This is a genomic window from Iodobacter ciconiae (assembly GCF_003952345.1).
Classification (GTDB): domain Bacteria; phylum Pseudomonadota; class Gammaproteobacteria; order Burkholderiales; family Chitinibacteraceae; genus Iodobacter; species Iodobacter ciconiae.
In genome coordinates, this window is the sequence record NZ_CP034433.1 from 1,890,861 (window position 1) to 1,912,382 (window position 21,522).

Here is a 21,522-nt window from a genome sequence, read left to right on the forward strand (position 1 = left end):
AGACATAAAAATATTATTTAAATTCTATATTAATTTATAGCTATCAGAAAACGATCTGATTTTTAAAAAAGCTATTCAACTATTTCAAAAAATAATTAGCTTTCTTACATCACCTTTCTAATTATTTACCCTAACACAAATAGATAAATCACTATTTTGTAAATAGTATATCTTTAAATAGAGTGGTTATTTTAATTATGATGTGAAGGCGATAATGACTCTCGTCATTTACAGCAATGCAGATCCTTTTTAAGGAATACACAGCATGAGCAAAAAAAAACCAGCCGGCGACGCCACTCATAACGACATCCCATCCGATCCATCACGCCGTCGGCTCCTGAGCGGGCTGGCAGCAATGGGCGCGGCGTATACCCTGCCTGCGATGGGAGCTGCAAAAAACCCCACCGCTCATAAAATAGCCCCGATAAATAAACAGCGCTTAAAAGATAAAGTAAAAAACGTAGTTGTCATTTATTTAGAAAACCGCAGTTTTAATAATCTTTATGGCAATTTCCCCGGCGTGGCCTCACCTTTGGCCAGTGCACAATATGCCCCACAGCTGGACCGCGATGGCAAACAATTAACAACTCTGCCAAAAATATGGGGCGGCCTGGTGCAACGCGGGCAGATGATTGCAGGCAAGCGCTATCTGATTAACGAGCAACAAATCAGCGGTCTGCCTAATGCGCCATTTCCGCTAAAAGACGAAGCGGGTGCACTCTTGCCAGAATCGGTCATTACCCGTGATCTGTGCCATTTGTTTTATCACAACCAGATGCAAATCAATGGCGGAAAGAACGATCAGTTTGTAGCGTGGGGCGATTCAGGTGCCCTGGTCATGGGATACTATAGCGAGAGCGCTACCAATCTGAATCTCTGGCAAGTTGCCCGCCAATACACGCTCTGTGACAACTTCTTTATGGCCGCTTTTGGCGGCTCCTACCTAAACCATCAGTTTTTAATTTCTGGCCGCACTCCGGAATACTTTAATGCAGCAAGCAGCCCGGCCAAAGACAAAATCGCCGTATTAAGCGATGGACCAGGGGGCTATCAGCTGGCTCTTGATCCCAAAGGCCCCGCCTCTGCAATGGATGGCAAGCCCAAATTTATTAATAATGGGGCCATCACGCCCGATGGCTATGCCGTAAACACCATGGCTCCGCCCTATCAGCCAAGCTTTGTAGCCCCGGCCCCTGGCGGCGACCCGCTTCTGGCCGATCCGGAAGACCCAAGCACCCTGCCGCCACAAAGCTACAACACCATTGGCGATTTACTTTCTGCCAAAAAGGTAAGCTGGGCCTGGTATGGAGGTGCGTGGCAGGCAACGCTGGATGGTAAGGGCGGTGCAGATGCGCCTAATTTTCAATATCATCACCAGCCTTTTAATTATTTCAAACAATTTGCCCCAGGAACCAAGGCCCGCGAAACACATTTATTGGATGCCGGCATAGGTGACAGCCCGATTTCCAACCACTTTATCGCTGCAGCTGTAGCTGGCACTCTGCCACAAGTGGCTTTTTATAAACCGCAGGGCAATTTAAATATGCACGCAGGCTACTCCGACGTGCAATCGGGCGATCAGCACACTGCCAATGTGCTGCAGCACTTAATGAGCGGGCCACAATGGAAAAACATGGTTGTGATCATTACCTACGATGAAAATGGCGGCTGGTGGGACCACGTTGCCCCGCCCAAGGGCGATCGCTGGGGGCCCGGCTCCCGCATCCCTGCCGTGATTGTTTCGCCTTTTGCCAAAAAAGGAACGGTAGATCACTCTCTGTATGACACTACTTCCATCATCCGCTTTATCAGTAAAGTGTATGATTTACCCGAATTAGAAGGCATCCAGCTGCGTAATGCAGCCTTTAAAGAGCGTGGCGAGCAGCCGCCGGGGGATTTAACAGCAGCACTGGATCTATAACCCCCCGCCCTGCTGCGGCGCTACAGCATGACCCGGCTTTCAGCGAAAACGCTTCATACAAAAAGCCTCTGCCCATCTCACTGGCAGAGGCTTTTACTTTATTACAATCCCCCACTCAGACCCAGCCCCTGCAAGCTCTGTTTATTATTACAACCGGCCAGCTATAAATCAGTCATACACAGCAATTTATTACTTTGATTTGACGGCTCATTGCACGCAGGATTCACTCCTTATTTAAATAAAAATCCAATATCTGGCAACCATGCTGCGCTACCTTTCCTTTCGCACTCTTCTGATTATCGGCTTTGCTCTGGTCGCCCTTGCCCCTTCAATTGCACTGGTGCAATTGCGTTATGGCCTAGCGGAGCTCACCATCAAAGCGCAGCAGCAGCAGGACCAGGCCAGCAACTGGTCTAATGCCTCGCAACAATCACAGGAGCAAGCACTCCATCTTGAGCGGGCCAACAGGCAATTACTTATTTTGCCGGAAGCCACTTTTTTAAACGCAGCCCGCAGCGCAAAGGCCCGCCTGGAGTCCGCCCAGCAAATTTTTAACACCCACCCGGTGCTTCACTTAAGCAGCCAGATAATTTTGCAGCTGCTATTGCAAGCAGATTCTGACAAACATCTGACTAAAACTCAGGTAAATATCCTGTTTCGCCGGCTCAATCAGCAGCTTAAACAGCAGGATCAGTTAATTGAGCAACAATTGGCTGAGCAGCGGCGGCAATGGCTGGAAGACGTCAGTCACAAACAGAAACAGGTTGACTGGCTGACAATTCTGTCCCCCGTTGCAGCGCTAAGCCTGGCCATCTTGATGGCAATCCTGTTTAGCTGGCCCATCGGGCAGCTCAAACAAAAAATCACCCTGCTGGCACAGGGCCAACGCAGGCAAAGCTGGCAGCTCACCGGCCCGGCCGATTTACAAGGCCTGGCTAAATCACTGGCAGAGCTTGATTTACGGCTGGTTGCACTCGAAACACAAAAAGCACAGTTTTTCCGCCATGTATCACACGAGCTAAAAACGCCGCTAGCTGTGATTCATGAAGCTTCGTCGCTCTTGCAAGAAGAAGTACTGGGCAACCTGAATCAGCAGCAAAAGGAAATAAGCATCATGGTGCAAAGCAATGCGCAGACTTTAAGACAGCGGGTTGATGCGCTATTAGCCCACGACGCCGGGCGATGGCTCTCTGCAGAACTGGAAATCACCCCTTTGTCTATGGATGATTTTTTAAAACAGCACTTACAGCAATGGCGCATTTTGCTGGCAAAAAAATCACTGCATATCCAGCAATCCGGCACCGCAGCACAAACCGATGCCGACCATGCCAAGCTGGGTATTATTCTGGATAATCTGCTGCTGAACGCCATTCGTTTTAGCCCGCCAGATGGCGAAATTACCATCACCTACGGCCAGAGCGGCCAGCAAAACTGGATAGAAATCCAGGATCAGGGCCCGGGTATTGCAAGCCCGGATAAAGAATCCATTTTTGAGCCATTTCACTGCGGCCCCCCCCCTGATGGCGAATCGGCAGGCTCCGGCATCGGCCTGACCATGGCAAGAAGTTTTGCCCAGCTGATGCATGGCGATGTAGAACTTATCCCCAGCCAGCAAGGTGCCCGTTTCCGTTTGCACTGGCAGCTACAAGGTCACTCATGAAACACACCATTCACTTACGCATTGTTCTTGGCCTGTGTTGCATGGCCTTTAGTGCCTGCACCAGCCTGGAGCCTGTCGGCGGCGCTCCCTTGCAAACCACCTGCAAAACGGAAATCGGATCAGCCTCCACCCCACCCAACGACAGGCTGCTGGCACTGGCCCAGCAGCTGATAAATAGCCATGCTGATCTGAACCGCATTCAGGCTCAGCTTGATGCAATACCCATTACAGACTCTGCCAGCCAGAGCCTCGCCCAGCTGATCAGCAGCCAAATCAACGAGCGAAAAAGACTCACAGCCTTGCTTGATAAGCAGATTACCGCTACCAAAGAGCAGCAAAAACGTGCGAATGATCTGGCCGCCAAGCTGGAGGCCTTAAAAGAAATGGAAAAAGACATGTTGGAAAGGAACAAAAAGCCATGAGCAATAAAATCTTACTGGTTGATGATGATCCGGATCTGCTCCGCCTTGTATCCATCCGCCTGATTGCCGCAGGCTATGAAGTAGAAGCGGCCAACAGCGCCGAAGCCGCCCTTAATGCGCTCGCAGTACAACGTGCCGATCTACTGCTTTGTGACTGGAAACTCCCCGGCATGGATGGCATGGCATTATTTGAAGAAGTGCGCCGCCGCTATCCCGCCCTGCCGGTCATTATGCTCACCGCCCACGGCACGGTACCTGATGCAATCGAGGCAATCAGCCACGGCATGTTTGCTTACCTGATTAAACCTTTTGATGGCAAAGCACTATTGGATAAAGTCAGCCAGGCTTTGGTACTGGCCAGCCCGCCCAGCCAGGATCATGCCAAAGCCGATGCATGGCGGGCAGGCTTTGTGAGCAGCAGCCCCGTGATGGACGAGCTGCTTGCCGAGGCAAGACTGGTTGCCATAACCGACGCCAGCGTGCTGATTCGCGGCGAAAGTGGCACGGGCAAAGAAGTGCTGGCACAAGCCATACACCGCGCCAGCCCGCGGGCCAAACGCCCATTTATTGCGGTGAACTGTGGTGCAATCCCGGAAAATCTGCTTGAAAGCGAGCTGTTTGGTCACGAAAAAGGGGCCTTCACCGGCGCCAGTCAGAAGCAAAATGGCTTATTTCTGGAGGCTGACGGCGGAACCATTTTTCTGGACGAAATCGGCGATATGCCGCTGCAGCTGCAGGTTAAATTACTGCGGGTGCTGCAAGAGCGCGAAGTGCGGCCGGTTGGCGCAGGCCGTGCCGTGCCGGTGAATGTGCGGGTGCTATCGGCAACTCATCGCGATTTGCAATCCTTGCTGCTAGATGGCTCATTCAGAGAAGATTTATTTTATCGCCTCAATGTGGTGTCCCTGGCGCTGCCGTCGCTCACCGAGCGACGGGAAGATATCCCCCTGCTGGCCCGGCATTTTCTTGAGCAAGTAGTAGTGCGCTATGCCAAAACAAACTGCCACTTTGCTGCCGATGCACTCAGCTTTTTAAGCACCGCCAACTGGCCCGGCAATATTCGCCAGCTATCCAATCTGGTTGAGCAATGCTGCGTGCTGGCCACCGGCCCCATCATCACACTGGCCCAGGTACAAAAAGCCATGGATAGCGAATCTGCCGCCATTTTGCCGCTGGCCGAGGCAAAACGTCTGTTCGAGCGCGATTACCTTGAACGCCTGCTGCGCCTGACCGGAGGCAATGTCAGCGACGCAGCACGCCTGGCTGATCGCAACCGCACAGAGTTTTACCGCCTGCTACAAAAACACGACCTCGCCCCGGCAGCCTTTAAAACAGACATCACCCCCTAAGCCCTGCCTCTGATTTTGCAGCAGCGCTTACACAAGTACAAAGCAAATTGCGGCCAAAATACTTACATGTCTAGTTCCGCATGATCACAAAATCGTAGAGTGCTAGGATGTAAAACACATTCATGCAAAGCTCCCCAATAGGTGAGTCTTTCGGTTATTACAACCTGCGCTCAAATATATCCATACAATAACTTACCACCAGTATATCAATTTAATTGCAAATTCAACCCTGGACGGGTGATGCCTTTGGCTAACCTTCCCTATTTCCAGATAAATCTAATTAAAGGCTTTTACCTGTAAAATACCTGACTGGCAATATATCTTTACATCAGTTTCAATGCTCATTACAACTATTTTTTCAATACTATTTAAAACCAAATACATTAACTGCTCTCACCTAACATATATGCGGTTGTAATTCTGTACAGATTAACCACCAAGGTTTATATATTATCTGCCTGTATATTGATATCACGCCTTTTATGGCTTACTCAAAACCCCGATATCTGGCCTTATCTCTTTAGCCCATCACCAGCAAATCAAAAATAAGCTGTTTAAATCTCTGCATTCCTTGCAGATTGGTAAATAGCTGCATCATCTGATTTTGGTGCACACGGCCACTATCTATTACGGCGTTTTCTACCGATCCTGAAAAATCGCCCAGCATTGCCTGTTCGGCAGAATTATTATTGATTTGCTTCATGACCATTTCATTTTCGCTGACTTTATCACGAATGGCGTAGGCATAGTCGAGCATATCGCTATCGGTAAGCTGATCTGTAATAAACAATTCATTCAGGCGAATAATCAGCTGTGATAGCAATTCTGCTTTTTTATCTTTTAGCTTTGTTAACCCCAATACACCACCAGTTTTAAACTGATGCGCACTTTCTTTAAGCGCCAAATCCTGCTGATACAGCTTGGATACGCGGTAATGGGCAAGGGTGACGTTATCCAGATCTATTTCGTCACCTTCAATAATCATTTCACGCAGCATGGGTTGCAGGTTGCGGGCAAATAGGCTAAGTTTTTCTAAATCTTTATTATCGTAATCAACAATCTGCGACATAAAATCATAAAAGTGCACAAAGGAGCCTAAATCCTTTTTAAAGATTTCCAATGCGTCTTTTTCTTTTTGGCAATCTTTCAGCTGGCTCTTTGCATTGTCGAGTAATGCAATGTTTTGGCTTTCTTTTTTGTTCAATTCAAACAGGCTGTTAGCTTGTTTAAATGTTTCTGCCACCCGTTTATAGCGCTGTTGCCAGCGCTCTATTGCAGGTTTACAGATATTGGCAACAGCCGTATTGCTTTTGTTTTTTGAATAAAACTCAGTGCAAAATTGCTCGATTTCCGGCCAGCTAAATATCTCTGCTGCCCGCAGTTTTGTAAACAATTCAAAAATCAGATTCGGGTCTGATACATCAGCCAGCTCAGCCGTTTGATAAAAAGGCTGAAACGCGCGGAGGATATCTTGTGGCTCGTTAAAGAAATCCAGTATAAAAGTGCCGGTCTCCGCCTTGCTAGGATAAGTGCGGTTCAGGCGTGACAGGGTTTGCACGCATTCAACACCCCCCAGCTTTTTATCCACATACATGGCGCAGAGCTTGGGCTGATCAAAGCCGGTCTGAAACTTATTCGCCACAATCATGACCTGGTAGCCATCCGAATCAAAGGCTTTGCGCAGATCACGCCCTTTCAGGCGCGGGTTCATATTGCTCTCGGTAAACTTCTGCCCCGACAGCTTTGCCACACTCGGATCTTTATCACTAAACTCCACCTCGCCGGAAAACGCCACGATGGTATGAATCTTTTGATAACCCTTCTCTTTGATATATTTATCAAAATCCTGCTTATAACGCACAGCCTCTTTACGCGAGCTGGTCACCACCATTGCTTTGGCCTGCCCTCCAAGCAAACCCATCACATGGCTTTTAAAGTGCTCCACAATCACCATCACTTTTTGTGCAATATTGTGATCATGCAGATGCACCCATTGATTGAGCTTTACCCTGGTGCGTTTGCTTTCAACATCCTGATCAGAGTTTTCAATCTTTAGCGCCAGCTTATAAGCTACCTGATAATTGGTGTAATTTTTCAACACATCCAGAATAAAGCCTTCCTCAATCGCCTGGCGCATACTGTAAACATGATAGGCAACAGGTTTATTACTTAGCGATGCGGCTTTGTCTGGGTGTGGCAGCCTGCCAAACAGCTCCAGTGTTTTAGGCTTTGGCGTGGCAGTAAAGGCAAGATAGCTCAGGTTTTTAGAACCCCGGTGCAGGGCTACGGAAGCCGTAATAAGATCATCCGGCAGCGCATCTTTCATCAGCACTTCTTTTAGCTGCCTTGCAGTAGAGCCGGTTTGGGATGAATGCACCTCGTCAGCAATAATTGCATAACAGCGCTCTTTTAAATTAACGCTATTTTCAAGGGCTTTTAATACAAAGGGGAAAGTCTGAATTGTGACAATAATAATTGGCTGGGCGCTCTCTAATGCCCTGGCAAGTTTCTCTGATTTTGATCCATCGCCTTCCTGATTATTAATTCGCCCCACCACGCCATCAGTATATTCAAACTGATGAATCGTATCTTGCAGCTGTGCATCCAGCACATTGCGATCAGTAACCACAATAACCGAATCAAACTGTTTTTTTCCTAATTCGTTATAAAGGGACGATAGCTGATGTGCTACCCATGCAATTGAATTAGATTTGCCCGATCCGGCGCTGTGCTGAATTAAATACCTGTGCCCCGGCCCCTCAATGCGGGCAGCCTGAATCAGCTTACTTACAACATCCCACTGATGATAACGCGGGAAAATCATACTTTCTTTTTTATATTTGCACCCTTCAAAATCTTCTTTATCTTCAATTTGCAAGTGTACATAACGTGCCAGAATATTAAGTAAATGATCTGGCAGCAATACTTCATTCCAGAGGTAATCTGTAGCATATTGATTAATACCGGCGGGCTTATCATTACCTGCCCCTCCTTCTGTCGTCCCTTTATTAAATGGCAAGAAATAAGTATTTTCACCCGCCAATTTAGTCGTCATATACACATCAAATGGGCTCACTGCAAAGTGCACAATAGCACCACGTTTAAAGCTCAGTAAAGGCTCAGGCTTTTTGGCAACGGGGTCAATAGGCAGGCGAGTAGTTTTGTATTGTTTAATGGCGTTTTGCACCGCCTGTTTAAATTCGGATTTTAATTCCAGCGTCGCCACCGGCAGGCCATTTACAAATAAAACCAAATCAATTCGCCAGGTTTTGGATTTCGCTCCTGTTTGGGCCCTCTGCGCCATCGTGGCATAAGGGCTATATACCAGCTCTGGCACTACCCGCAGGCGGTTTTTTTTATAGCGCACCAGGGTGTCAGGATTTAAATCATGCTCGGGCTTGAATTGGCACAGGCTAAAACGGGTATTACGATCTTTAATTCCGTAACGCAATACACCCAGGGTGCCATAAGTGCGCGATACCGCGCCGGTGGCATTTTGGTCTGCCTTTTGCAATTGCTTCACTACTAATTCTAAAAATCGCTGCTCTGGCTCTTTTGGATAATTAATGCAAAATTTCTGCCATTCTCCATCTTGCGTGTCCTGCACAAAGCCCAATAAATCCTCAAGATAGATGGCCAATTCACAATTATATTGATCTGCCTTACCCAAAATCCAACCATGAACAAGCAGCTGCTTAATAATATTATTTCGAAAGATTAATTCATCGTCTTTATTCATCATCATTCTTTTTATTAGTCATGTACTTTAAGTAATGCAGACGGCTAAACCAGCCGGTATAAAGTACAAACTAAGCTAACTTCTGCTCGTATTCAGTTTCGTTATTTCCATGCAAGTGGCAAGCCGGTATTTGCCAGGCTCCCGATAAAACCATTTTGAAATAACAAGTTAATCTTCCCTAAGAAGGCTGCCAGTTACAGACATCAATCTTGCCAGTCACCGCAGCAGAAATGAGTGCAGTACGGCGTTCCTGAGATAAATGAATGGATTTCAGCACCGAATTTATTCCAAAATCAATTTTCTCTGTTTGCTCATAAATATATTTCTCAATCTCAGCCTGCTCTTCGAAAGGCGGAATTAACTGCCAGTAATTTCCCACTTGTTCCTGTGAAATCATGGGAATCGCAGTATTTGATGTTTGTAATTTTACAAGATTTTGAATTGAAGAGCTCATCAAACAATAACTAACAAATAATGAGCGCAGCTTCAAATCCCTTAGCACAATCAAACTTGGATTTATTGTTGCCAAGCCCAGGTTATAAGGTACATTTGATACTTTACCTACAGTGCTGCCCCGCTGAACAAATAAAATCATTCCTTCTTTCAGCATAATTTCAGGAGATTCATGGTATTTTTTCCATGAAATATACTGAGGATTATTTAATGTGATACCGCCATTAGAGCTCATTTCGGTAGCACCAATAACTAGAGCACCATTCTCTTCATCAACCAAATCCTCAATGGTATACCCCCTAAAACCAATTCGACCTTTTACAGAGCAATAGAATTTCAATCTGGAAATATCCCAATGCTCCGGCACTTCACCCAGCCATTCCACACCCGAATTTTTCATTGGGGCATTTGGATTAAGGCCTTTAGTAACGGCATGGCTAATTACAGCCTGACGTTTTTCTTTAAGCAAAGCAATCAAACTTTGCTGCTTTTCAATCAGAGCATCAATCTTCGATGTTTCATAATCAAGAAAGCTGGCAATTAGATCCTGCTCTCTTCTTGTTGGAAATGGTATTTTTAAACATATAATATTTGCTACTGCCAATCCCGGCTGTGCTGCAGATACATTGTACTGATTCAGATTCATCGCTCTAAGTGTTTCACCAAGCCATTTAAGATTCACATCAACAAGCGGGTACACAACAATAGCATGCTCGGAAGCCCAAAATTTCCCTCGGCCATAATTAATATTACCGCACAAGGCACCCTGCCTGCCAATTAACACATAATGACCATTCAAGTTAAAATCAGTCGTAAACCCACGCAAGCCATTACCACCATAAACAGGACACTCACCTTCGGCCTCAATTTGATCAGAAATAATTAAATCACCGCTGCGCATTTTGGCAAAATAACTGATTCGCTTTACATCCCAATGAGCGGGCACAGAATCAAACCAATCAGTTCCTGAATCCTTATATTCTGCATACGCTTTATACCGGCTCATTCTTTTATTCCCTTGTTGCTGATTATGTTGTGATTAATTTGCAATCCAAGAATAAATCCCCCTTTAAAAAAGGAGGAAGTTATTCTTATTACGCCACATCATATTATTTATATCTTCCTCTCTTTTTAAAAAATAGAAACTTATTCTTATTAAGCCACATCATCTTCATTTTTTAAATAAAAGGCTGCTCTTGCTTGGTACAAGTGAAATTCTGCTTTATAGCTTTATCCCCCTCCCCTTTGTAAAAGAGGAGTTAGGAGGATCTGCTTCAGTCAATATCAACTCTCACTTGATTGTAAATCCGCTTGACCATTGGACCATTGATGGTAAATCCTTGCAGGCTAGGCAAACGCTACACCAATTGCCCCCCGGCGTCAGAAATCTTCAAGACGCATAGCGGGCTACCACACAATAAGCTTACTGAAATACGGCATCCATAAAGTCGGCAATTTCAAAAAATAAAGGGCGTACTTACGAATGAACCTCTTGCAACAGCGCCATAATTTCGGCACTGATTGCATCCAGATCAGCATCGATTGCTGCCAGATCACGTGGTGGCTGATACTGGTAGAAATGACGGCTGAAGGGGATTTCGTAGCCAACGATGCCAACCTGGCCATCTTTAGCATCGGTTTTGCTGGCATCAATCCAGGCATCCGGTACATGTGGCAGCACTTCTTTCACAAAATAGGCTTCATTGATGTCGTTAACACTGCGGGCAGGATCCAGTGCCACATTCTCATTGTCGCGCAAATCACCATCGGCTTGATATTCCACCACTTCATTACCCACAGCAAACAGCCCGTATAAAGGCTTAGCAGTGGCCTTGTGGACTTTTTTAATCACTTTTTCGGCGGCAGGGTTTTTCCAGCTGACCGCATCAATGAATTGTTTTTTCTCTTTGCTATCGAGCACAATGGCAGATTTTTTCATGGCAATATTTAAGGCATTGTCAAAACCGTTAAAATCATCGCTTTGCATGCTGCCCATCACTTGCTGCAAAGCCTGGGCTTTTAGCAGCAGCGCTTGCTGGGCGCGCCATGTTTTAGCATCCAGCAAATCTTTAATCTGCTTTTCTTTAAGGTCGCTGAAATGGCTTTTAAGATAGGCACGGATTTCAACCTGGTAATCATCCAGCTGGCCGTAATTTTCGCACTCTGGTGAATCCTGCCAGTAAGGCTGGCCGTATTCGGCATACACCCATTTCATCGCAGCATTGAGTGCACCTGGCTCATAACGCAGAGCTGCGATGCGCTCATCACTAAGCTGATAAGACAGCCGCAACGGGCGCTCTATGCTGATACGGCGGTAGCCAAATTCATAGCTGGCAAAAATCTTGGCCGCAAAGGTTTTAGCCACTTCAGCCTTAGGCGTGGCGGCCTGGCGGCCACGGCTGCTCTTTGAATCGCTCGGCTTACCCAGCTCACGCGCATCGACCACGGCAAAATCACCAAAGCAGCGGGTCATCTCTCGAATATCATTTTCAGACATTTCATTACGCTTACTGCCCAAGGATTTACGCATCTTGCCGCAGAGGTTTACCCCATTAATCAGCTGCACTTTGCCCTGACGCTCGGCTGATTTTTTATTGGAAAGCACCCACACATAAGTAGAAATAGCGGTGTTGTAAAACATATCGGCCGGTAAGGCGACGATGGCTTCAAGCAGATCTGTTTCAAAAATATAACGGCGAATTTCTGATTCACCCGAACCAGCGCTGCCGGTAAACAATGGCGAGCCATTCAAAATAATGCCGACACGCGAGCCACCATCCTGCCTGTCGCGCATTTTGCTGATCAGGTGTAACAGAAACAGCAGCGAGCCATCCGAGACACGCGGCAGGCCTGTGCCAAAACGCCCGTCAAAACCTTTAAGCATGTGCTCATCTTTGATACTGCCTTCGATCTTCTTCCAGTCCACGCCAAAAGGCGGATTTGAAAGCATGTAATCAAATTTATTAGCATAAAGGCGATCATTGGAAAGTGTATTACCCAGTTTGATATTACTGACTTCCTGCCCCTTGATCAGCATATCGGCTTTACAAATAGCGTAGCTTTCAGGGTTTAGCTCTTGCCCGTAGGCAACCATTCTGGCGTCCCGGTTCAGCTCATGAACGTACTCCATCCCCGCCGACAAAAAGCCGCCAGTACCTGCTGTTGGGTCATAAATCGTACGGATGATGCCAGGCTTGATCAGTGCTTCGTCATCCTCCATAAACACCAGCGATGTAGTCAGGCGGACAATATCGCGCGGGGTAAAGTGCTCCCCCGCAGTTTCATTCGAGCTTTCTGCAAAGCGGCGAATCAGCTCTTCAAACACCAAACCCATTTCATAATTGGAAATCGCAGCAGGACTAAGATTGCTTAGCCGTACTTTTTGCACAATTTTGTACAATAAGTTGGCGTCATCCAGCAGAGCAATCAGTTCGGCAAATTTAAAATGATCAAAAATCTCACGGGCATCTTTGGAAAAAGACTGCAGATATTTCTCCAGATTAGCTTTAATACCCGACTCACCCAAAGTAGACAAATCCATCAGAGAGGTATTGTAAAAAGACAAAGGGCCTTGACCGCTGTCCGTTGCCCGCAGCAAAAATTTTTCCTGCCCTTCCTCGGGCAGATTCATCATTTCAACAATTTCGACCTGTTTAAGTACGGCAGCTTTGGAATCAGCAAGCACACATTCCAGACGACGCAAAAGTGTAAACGGCAAAATAATGCGGCCATACTGGCTCTGCTTAAAATCCCCACGCAGTAAATCAGCAAGAGACCAGATATATGCAGCCAGATTATTGGAAATTTGTGACATGTGCTTTCAACCAGGTTAAAAATACTTGATGGGCGATATTCTAACGCTTCGTGCGATATCAGGCGGCGCAAAAACAAATATCGATCAGCATTAAATACATTTTTTATATATACACGCCTGCCGCGTGAGCAATAAGGGTAAAGGGGTATGCTTCAATCAACAGGGCGGGCAATGGCGACTAATTCAAAATAATCATCCCGCCATTCGCCAACCACATCCACAATATCATTGTTGGCAAAGGGGCTGTACCATATCTAGACCACTTACGCTAAATGGCAGGCACCAATTAAATACTTCACTCCACAAAGGTGATAATAAATCATCATTCACTCCTGATGGATAAAGAAAAATACCATATAAAACAGCCTCAATAATTGCAGTAATTATACCCCATTTAATATCGATTTTTAGATAAACCTCTTCTCCACGCAAATGTTAAGGCAGCATCCAAATCAATCGCTGATTTGTACTTCTTTCAACTAAAACTACGTAAATATCACTATCTTTCTCAACGGAAAATTCAATTTCTTCGCCACCTTTAAAAACTACATTATAAAAACGACCTGCAACTCTTTTTCATCTAACTTGCAGGTAAAAAACTACACGCTGATTTCGGCATCACCTGATACCGTTGCTAAAGAGCCAGTATTAAATAGCTGCCCAATTAAAGCAGCTGCAGACGCAGCAGCCCTGCTGTATTTTTTATGCTATCAATAAAAACCAAATCTTCATAACCATGACTGATTTGCAAATCACTGACAATTCCTTTGATAAGTTGATATTTTTTATTTGCACTTGATTTGTTAAACAATTAGAGAACCTCTGCACGAATCGCCGCTTTAAACCATTTCACCCTGCTCGAGTCGGATTTTCAGTCCTTTTTGCTTTGATAAGCGCTGCAATGCCTGGTTTTCCAAACTTTGCTTTTTTAGCATGCAACTTGCCCCTTGCGGCACAAATAACTCTCGCCACGAAGCATATTCGATAATGCGGCTAAACAGACAAACCGACTCAGATTTTTAGCCAGCCCCCGCTCAATCACGCAGCTGAGCAGCGAGCTCGCGAGACCCGCATCGCCACTCAACACTTGTTCCTCCCCGCACAGCAGCTTTAAGTCCTCGGCGTTGCCAGCAGAGTGAGTGTCAGGATGTGGGTAAGCCCTGTTTAGCCATCCACGCCGATGTGCACTTTGGCGCCAAAGTGCCACTCACTAGCTTTCTTACTTTGATGCATTTCCGAATCACGCTCACCTTTTGCATTCTTGGTTGAAGTGGAAGCTGAGATCAGCCAGGCAAGGTCAAGCGATTGCTGACCTCAGCGACCACAGCTTGGACAGTGTGGCTCAATCAATAGAAGGAAATCGTGCCAGGGAAAAATCTGCTCCAGCTGAACCCAAAAACACTCCCGGCGGGTAATTTTCTTTTTTTTCTGAAGATTTTATTCGTGCAGAGGTTCCCTAAGGGGCATTACCAATGGCTTGTTCCATTTTGGAATGGACTCTGTAAAAAGTTTCGCTTTCTTTACCTTGGTGCATAGATATTATGACTCCTGTTTCTTTAATTAAACTTAAATAATAAACATCAAAACAATGAGGTTGTTATGGCAGCATTAAATAATTTAGTCGTTTTAGACTTAACTCGTGTATTGGCTGGGCCATTTAGTAGCATGCTACTTGCAGATATGGGCGCAGAAGTTATTAAAATTGAAATGCCTGAGATTGGCGATGATAGTCGCTCATTTGCACCTTTCGTTAATGGAGAAAGTGCCTATTACATGAATTTAAATCGAAATAAAAAAGGCATGACTATTAACCTAAAATGTAAAGAAGGTAAGAAATTATTTACTGAGCTTGTTAAAAAAGCTGATATTGTTTTAGAAAACTACCGGCCAGGTACAATGGAAAAACTAGGCCTTGGTTATGAACAACTAAAAGAAATTAATCCTAAAATTATCTACGGTTGTATTTCTGGATTTGGTCACTATGGACCTTATTCAAATCGTGCAGGTTACGATATTATCGGCCAGGCAGTTGGTGGCATGATGAGTACAACGGGTTGGCCTGATGGCGAACCAACTCGCTGCGGTACTGCGATCTCGGATGTCTTAGCTGGGTTATTTGCCACTATCGGTGTGCTCTCTGCGCAGCGCAAAGCGGAAATAACAGGCATTGGTCAAAAAGTAGACGTTGCATTGGTTGACTCAGTGGTTGCTGGTATGGAAATCATCAACCAAATTTACCTTACTGAAGGTGTTATCCCTGGTCGTAATGGTAATCGCTATGAATCAATTTACCCTTATGACTCTTTCAAATGTAGCGATGGCAATATTGTTATTGGGGCGGGTAATGATAAGCTATACCATACCCTATGCCACCTCATGAATGCACCTGAATTAATTTCAGATGAGCGTTTCACTCATAATCCTCTTAGAATTAAAAACTGCAGCATACTAAAAAACATAATTGAAACATGGTCAATTAATTACACCATGGATGAGTTAATCGATATGCTTCTGGATAAAGGCATTCCTGCCGGCCCAATTAATACTATCGACAGAGTGGTTTCCGATCCGCATATTGCCGATAGTCGTGAAATGTTTGTCGATATGGTTCATCCAATTGCAGGTAAACTCAAAATCACTGGTAACCCAATAAAAATGAGTGATGATCGTTATAAGCAACCAGAATCATCTCCTTTACTTGGTGAACATAATTCAGAGATTTTAATTAAATATCTCAACCTTTCTAAAAGTGAAATAAATGATCTAAAATCAAATGGAGTAATATAATAAAATGAAAGCACATCAAAAAAATAATCATATCATTATTAGTGATGTTTTCCCAAGAGATGGCATTCAAAACTTAGAACAGCTTATCACCACAGAAGATAAAAAAAACTTCATCAAAGGCCTGGTTGATATTGGCATGAAAGATATTGAGGTGACATCTTTTGTTAATCCTAAACTAATGCACCAATTTTATGATTCTAAGGAAATTGCTAATTACTCATTAGAGCTGGCTGAAGATTATAACATTTCAGTCTCTGCATTAGCTCCAAATTATATTGGGGCTAAAAACCTCTATGATTCTGGTTTGCGTAATATGAATTATGTGATATCGGTAAGTGAGACCCATAATTTAAAAAATATTAATAGAACAGTGCGCCAGTCTATTGATGATTTAAAATATATTAAAGACTCACTTCCTGATTTAAATATAAGATTAGTCCTTGCTACTGTATTTGGCTGCCCATTTTCAGGTTATATACCTACTGATCTGACAATTGACATTCTAAATAAAGCAAGTGCATTTGGTATTAGCAATGTGACTTTATGCGACACAATTGGGGTAGCTAACCCACATCAAGTAAAGTCTATTTTAAATGACATCATGAGCTTGCCTAGTAATTTTGAGCTTAGTTTACACATGCACAATACTCACGGCATGGCACTGGCCAATATCCATCAAGGTATTATCTCTGGCATTAAACGCTTTGAAACTGCTATCGGAGGGCTAGGTGGTTGCCCATTTGCTCCAGGGGCTGCAGGTAATGTGGCAACTGAAGATGTTGTTAATATGCTTCATCGTATGGGATTAAACACGGGTATTGAACTTGGAAAGTTGCTGACAATATTGAAAAGTATAAACAACATCATCCCAAATAAAATTAATAGCCAATTATTTAAAGCAAGAAGCTATTCAGAGTTTAACTTTTACCAGGAGAGTAACAATGGGTAAAACTATGTCTGAAAAAATATTATCTGCCAAATCAGGATTAGATTTAAAAGCGGGTGATATTGCATGGGTCTCGGTCGATAAAGCGATGCTAGATGATATCTTAGGTCCACGCGTACAAATTGCTGAACACTTACCTAAGTTATCTACAGGCATTAAGAATGTTGATAATGTGGTGGTAATTTCAGATCACTACACACCACCGGCCACGGTAAAACAAGCTGAAATCGTGAAATTCACCCGTGACTGGTCAAAAGAGTACGGCATTCAAAACTATTACGAATTTAAAGGCCCTTGTCACCAAGTGATGGCAGAAGAAGGACACGTTGTTCCTGGGACAGTGGTGCTTGGCACAGACTCACATACCTGTATGGGAGGAGCTTTAGGGGCATTTGCCTCAGGTGTTGGCTCAACAGAGATGTTAGGAATTATATCACAAGGTAAAACCTGGCTAAAAGTGCCAGAAACAATTCTTGTCGAGTGGGCGGGATCGTTACCTCAATATGTGATGGCAAAAGATATGGTGTTGCATACCATAAAACATATTGGGCATGCAGGGGCAACTTATAAAGCCATTGAATTTATTGGTGATGCAATAGATGCATTATCCGTTGATCAGCGGATGGCAATCACCAATATGGCGGTAGAGATGGGGGCAAAAGTTGGCTTGATGCGAGTAGATGAAAAGGTAGAAATGTATTTGCAAGACAAAGGTATTTTCTCCTATGAAGCCTTCTATTCTGATCCTGATGCAACCTATTGCCAAGTATTAAGGTTTGATGCTTCATCATTATCCCCTCAAGTTGCCTGTCCACATGAAGTTGATAATGTTCATGATGTAAGAGCGATAAAAGATAAAGCAATAGATCAATTCTATCTTGGCAGTTGCACTGGCGGTCGTTATAGCGATTTAGAAATCGCAGCTAATATTGTCAAAGGCAAAAAAATTGCTAAGGGTGTTCGTTTCTTAGTTTCTCCAGCCTCTCAGTCAATTTGGGAAAAAGCCTCTCAATCAGGGGTATTAGGGACGCTTGCCAAAAGCGGTGCCACGATTTTAGCACCAACGTGTGGTGTATGTGTCGGCCTACACTCAGGTTTGTTAGCCGCAAAAGAACGTTGCCTATCAACTAGCAACCGCAATTTCATCGGCCGAATGGGTAGCACTGAAGCTGAAATTTATCTTGCGTCACCAGCGACTGTCGCAGCAAGTGCACTTAAAGGAATCATCGCCGATCCTTGCGATATTAAGGAATAAAACATGAATATTATTAATGGAAAAAAAACGTGGATTTTTGGTGACAATATCAACACTGATATTATTTCACCTCCACAATATATGGATCTGTCTATTGAAGAAGCAAGTGCTTACTCTATGACAGCTGTAAATAAAGTATTTGCGAAAGAGTGTAAAGAAGGAGATATTTTTATTGCTTATAAAAACCTAGGTTCTGGATCTAGTCGTGAAACCTCACCTTTAACATTAAAACACTTAGGTATTAAAGCTGTCGTTGCAGAAAGTTTTGCTCGAATTTTTTATCGAAATTGCATTAATGTTGGCATACCTGTCATTGAATGTGCCGAAGTAAAAAAAATCAATCAAGACGATATCATCTCTATTGATATTGAAAATGGAATTATCACCAATCAGACTTCAGGCGAGATTTATTCGTGCTCAAAAATCCCAAGCAACGTTTATGAAATCATAAAATGCGGCGGCTTAATTAACTTTTTGCAAGGAGTTTAGCATTATGACACAACTACCTATCTCAATAGTTCGTGGCGGCACAAGCAAAGGTATTTTTGTTGAGGATAAATACCTTCCTGTAAATGTAAAAGAGCGCGATGCCGTTATTTTACGTGTCTTTGGCAGTCCAGATCTTCGTCAAATTGATGGATTAGGCGGTGCAGACATTTTAACTAGTAAGCTTGCTATTATTGGTAAACCAAGCATTGAAGGTGTGGATATTGATTACACTTTTGGTCAGGTCAGTATTGTTGAGCCTGTCGTTGATTATAAAGGTAACTGTGGCAACATCTCCGCTGGAGTTGCAGCTTATGCTATTGAAAAAGGCTATGTAAAAGTAGACCCGTTAGCAACAGAGCAAGATGTAAGAATTCATATGGTCAATACAGGGCGTATTCTTGTTGCTACCGTACCTGTAAATAAAGGCAAACTTGCCAGAGAAGGCGATTATGAAATTGCTGGCGTTCCAGGTAGCCACGCTAAAATTGACATTAACTGGGCTGATTGTGGTGGTGAGACTACAGGAAAACTACTACCAACCTCTCACATTCGTGATCTAGTTTCTTGTGATGATCGTGATTATGAAGTGAGTGTTATTGATGCTGGTAATGTGACTATCTTTATCAATGCAGAACAACTCGGACTATCCGGTATCGAATCACCATCAGAAATTCAATCTAAAGATGGTTTAATGGATAAAATTGAAGAAATCAGAGGGCGAGTAGCAGAAAAACTAGGTTTGGTTAGTAACTATAAAAATTCGGTTAAAGAGAGTCCATACACCCCATTTTTTTCTATTGTAAGTAAAGCCAAGAACTACAAAACAATCTCAGGTAGAGATATTTTGTCGAATGAGATAGATATTCTTTCGAGACTTATTTTTATGCAAGGTATTCATAAAGCTCACCCTGTTACAGGTACTGTAGCTTTTGGAGCAGCAAGCACAATTCAAGGTACGGTTGTTAATGCCCTCTTGTCTGATGAATTTACTGGTAATAACTCAATTAATATTGGGCATCCCAGCGGAATAATCAATATAGCTTCAGAAACTATAATGCAGGGCTGTGATATTAAATTAACAAAAAGCAATATTGGACGTACTGCCAGAATTATTTTAGATGGCATTGTATATCTATAACCTCTTAAATTATCTTAATCCTTTAAATATTAATAAACATAATGTCGGAATAATTCATTATTCCGACATTATGGATATATTATAGGTGTATATTATGGATATTAATTTATTAATACTTGGCGCGTTGATTTTGTCGATTGCTATTGGTTTTATTTCCAATATTAATATTGGCTTATTAGCTATCGTCTTTAGCTATATTCTTTCTTATTTCAATGGGTATAGTGCTAGTGATATTTTATTACTATGGCCAATGAAATTGTTTTTTATCTTATTCAGCATTACCTATTTTTATGGATTCGCAATTACCAATGGTACTTTAACCATTATTTCTGAAAGAGTTGTCGCTTCAATTAAAAAGGAATGGATGATTCCAATTGCATTATTTGTTTTAGTTATTGTTTTTGCAGGAGTTGGCCCTGGTCACTATGCAGCCTTTGCGTTTATGTCACCTCTGATTATGTCAATTGCTGAAAAAATAAAAATGAATAAGATACTTGCAGCTATTATTATTTATAGTGGCGCTTGTGTTGGCAGCTTTAATCCATTCTCACTTGGAGGTCGTGTAACTGAACAATTAGTCATTGCTACAGGACTTGTTGAATCTTCTTTTAAAATTACAACTGTTGTTTTTTATAATATGTCCATTGTTCATATTGGATTATTTATTGTTTGCTACTTTTTATTCAAAGGATATAACGTTTCGCACATTAAAGAACACGAAGAAAAAGCATTAAATAAAAAACAAAAGCAAACATTAGCATTAATCTTTTTAATATTTGCATCAGTTATTATTCCATCATTACTTTATTCGTTTTTTCCTGAAAGTACCTCACTAAAATATTTCTCTAAAATCATGGAGCCAACATTACTATCGTTCATAGGTATTTGTATTGCAACATTGCTAAACTTGTCTGATACTAATAAGGTGGTCGGAAATATACCCTGGAATATTATTTTCATGATCTGCGGTTTAGGTATGCTTATTTCGCTTTCAGCGCAAGTAGGTATTATCGAACAAATTGCTCTTTGGATTAAAAATAGTACATCAATAACATTGCTACCCTATTTAGTAGCGGGCACGTCAGCATTTATGTCGTTATTCTCATCTTCAATGGGTGTAGTAATGCCGACAATGTATCCGATTGTTCCAAAAATAGCGGCTGTTGGTGGTGAGGGCTTACTTTTCTCTTTAATTGCTATCTTCGCAACATTAACTGGATATTCACCAGTAAGTAGTGGTGGTGCGCTAGTCTTAGCAGGAGTGACCAATGAAGAAGAGAGAAGGTCATTATTTATAAAATTAATCATCCTACCATTTGCAACCTTTGGGGGTGCGTGCTTGCTTATTATGCTAAATGGGTTTATTTATTAACCATTCATGTATTGATATTTTATAAACAAGATTGAATGTAATACTAACGTTGGCTATCCGAATGGTCATTATTTATTAATAACCATTAATCACATCACTTGATGGTTAGGATTGAAACTCCTAATCATCAAGTATGATATAAAAAATCCCTTTCAAAATTATTTTTTGCATAAGGGT

Annotated in this window: 14 protein-coding genes; 10 read left to right on the forward strand and 4 right to left on the reverse strand. The window is 43.2% G+C overall.

What is annotated here, in order from left to right:
- Positions 1-265 precede the first annotated feature (265 nt).
- The 4 genes from EJO50_RS08340 to EJO50_RS08355 all read left to right on the forward strand — a co-directional run bounded on the left by EJO50_RS08340 (position 266) and on the right by EJO50_RS08355 (position 5,352).
- Positions 266-1,921, forward strand: coding sequence for an acid phosphatase (locus tag EJO50_RS08340; protein ID WP_125973247.1), 1,656 nt, complete (start codon positions 266-268; stop codon positions 1,919-1,921).
- 262 nt (positions 1,922-2,183) lie between these two features.
- Positions 2,184-3,581 carry a sensor histidine kinase gene (locus tag EJO50_RS08345; RefSeq protein ID WP_125973249.1) on the forward strand — a complete coding sequence of 466 codons (1,398 nt, stop codon included), beginning with the start codon at positions 2,184-2,186 and terminating at the stop codon, positions 3,579-3,581.
- Positions 3,578-4,003: a DUF334 domain-containing protein gene (locus EJO50_RS08350; protein WP_125973251.1), complete on the forward strand. Its 426-nt coding sequence runs from the start codon at positions 3,578-3,580 to the stop codon at positions 4,001-4,003. Before EJO50_RS08345 ends, EJO50_RS08350 begins: the two co-directional genes overlap by 4 nt.
- On the forward strand, positions 4,000-5,352 hold the full coding sequence (locus tag EJO50_RS08355) for a sigma 54-interacting transcriptional regulator (RefSeq protein WP_125973253.1): 1,353 nt from the start codon (positions 4,000-4,002) through the stop codon (positions 5,350-5,352). The genes EJO50_RS08350 and EJO50_RS08355 overlap by 4 nt, the downstream gene beginning before the upstream one ends.
- Before the next feature lie 520 nt (positions 5,353-5,872).
- Here EJO50_RS08355 and EJO50_RS08360 read toward each other — a convergent pair.
- The 4 genes from EJO50_RS08360 to EJO50_RS17150 form a co-directional block, all read right to left on the reverse strand.
- Complete coding sequence (locus tag EJO50_RS08360; protein WP_206434484.1) at positions 5,873-9,097, reverse strand: type I restriction endonuclease subunit R; 3,225 nt, start codon at positions 9,095-9,097, stop codon at positions 5,873-5,875.
- 172 nt (positions 9,098-9,269) lie between these two features.
- Complete coding sequence (locus EJO50_RS08365; RefSeq protein ID WP_125973255.1) at positions 9,270-10,550, reverse strand: restriction endonuclease subunit S; 1,281 nt, start codon at positions 10,548-10,550, stop codon at positions 9,270-9,272.
- Between the two features lie 471 nt (positions 10,551-11,021).
- Positions 11,022-13,358 carry a type I restriction-modification system subunit M gene (locus EJO50_RS08370; protein ID WP_125973258.1) on the reverse strand — a complete coding sequence of 779 codons (2,337 nt, stop codon included), beginning with the start codon at positions 13,356-13,358 and terminating at the stop codon, positions 11,022-11,024.
- A 664-nt stretch (positions 13,359-14,022) separates the two neighbouring features.
- A complete protein-coding gene (locus EJO50_RS17150) occupies positions 14,023-14,169 on the reverse strand; it encodes a hypothetical protein (protein ID WP_164521458.1) in 147 nt (48 codons plus the stop codon).
- A 788-nt stretch (positions 14,170-14,957) separates the two neighbouring features.
- Between EJO50_RS17150 and EJO50_RS08380 the strand changes: the two genes are divergently transcribed.
- The 6 genes from EJO50_RS08380 to EJO50_RS08405 all read left to right on the forward strand — a co-directional run bounded on the left by EJO50_RS08380 (position 14,958) and on the right by EJO50_RS08405 (position 21,345).
- Entirely contained in the window at positions 14,958-16,145 is a 1,188-nt protein-coding gene (locus EJO50_RS08380; protein WP_125973260.1) for a CaiB/BaiF CoA transferase family protein, read from the forward strand.
- A gap of 4 nt (positions 16,146-16,149) precedes the next feature.
- Positions 16,150-17,094: a hydroxymethylglutaryl-CoA lyase gene (locus EJO50_RS08385; RefSeq protein WP_125973262.1), complete on the forward strand. Its 945-nt coding sequence runs from the start codon at positions 16,150-16,152 to the stop codon at positions 17,092-17,094.
- Positions 17,087-18,346, forward strand: coding sequence for a 3-isopropylmalate dehydratase large subunit (locus EJO50_RS08390; RefSeq protein ID WP_125973264.1), 1,260 nt, complete (start codon positions 17,087-17,089; stop codon positions 18,344-18,346). The genes EJO50_RS08385 and EJO50_RS08390 overlap by 8 nt, the downstream gene beginning before the upstream one ends.
- Positions 18,347-18,349: 3 nt before the next feature.
- Positions 18,350-18,835, forward strand: coding sequence for a LeuD/DmdB family oxidoreductase small subunit (locus tag EJO50_RS08395; protein ID WP_125973266.1), 486 nt, complete (start codon positions 18,350-18,352; stop codon positions 18,833-18,835).
- Between the two features lie 4 nt (positions 18,836-18,839).
- Entirely contained in the window at positions 18,840-19,973 is a 1,134-nt protein-coding gene (locus EJO50_RS08400; RefSeq protein ID WP_125973268.1) for a 2-methylaconitate cis-trans isomerase PrpF family protein, read from the forward strand.
- Between the two features lie 94 nt (positions 19,974-20,067).
- Entirely contained in the window at positions 20,068-21,345 is a 1,278-nt protein-coding gene (locus EJO50_RS08405) for an SLC13 family permease (protein WP_125973270.1), read from the forward strand.
- The last annotated feature ends 177 nt before the right edge of the window (positions 21,346-21,522 follow it).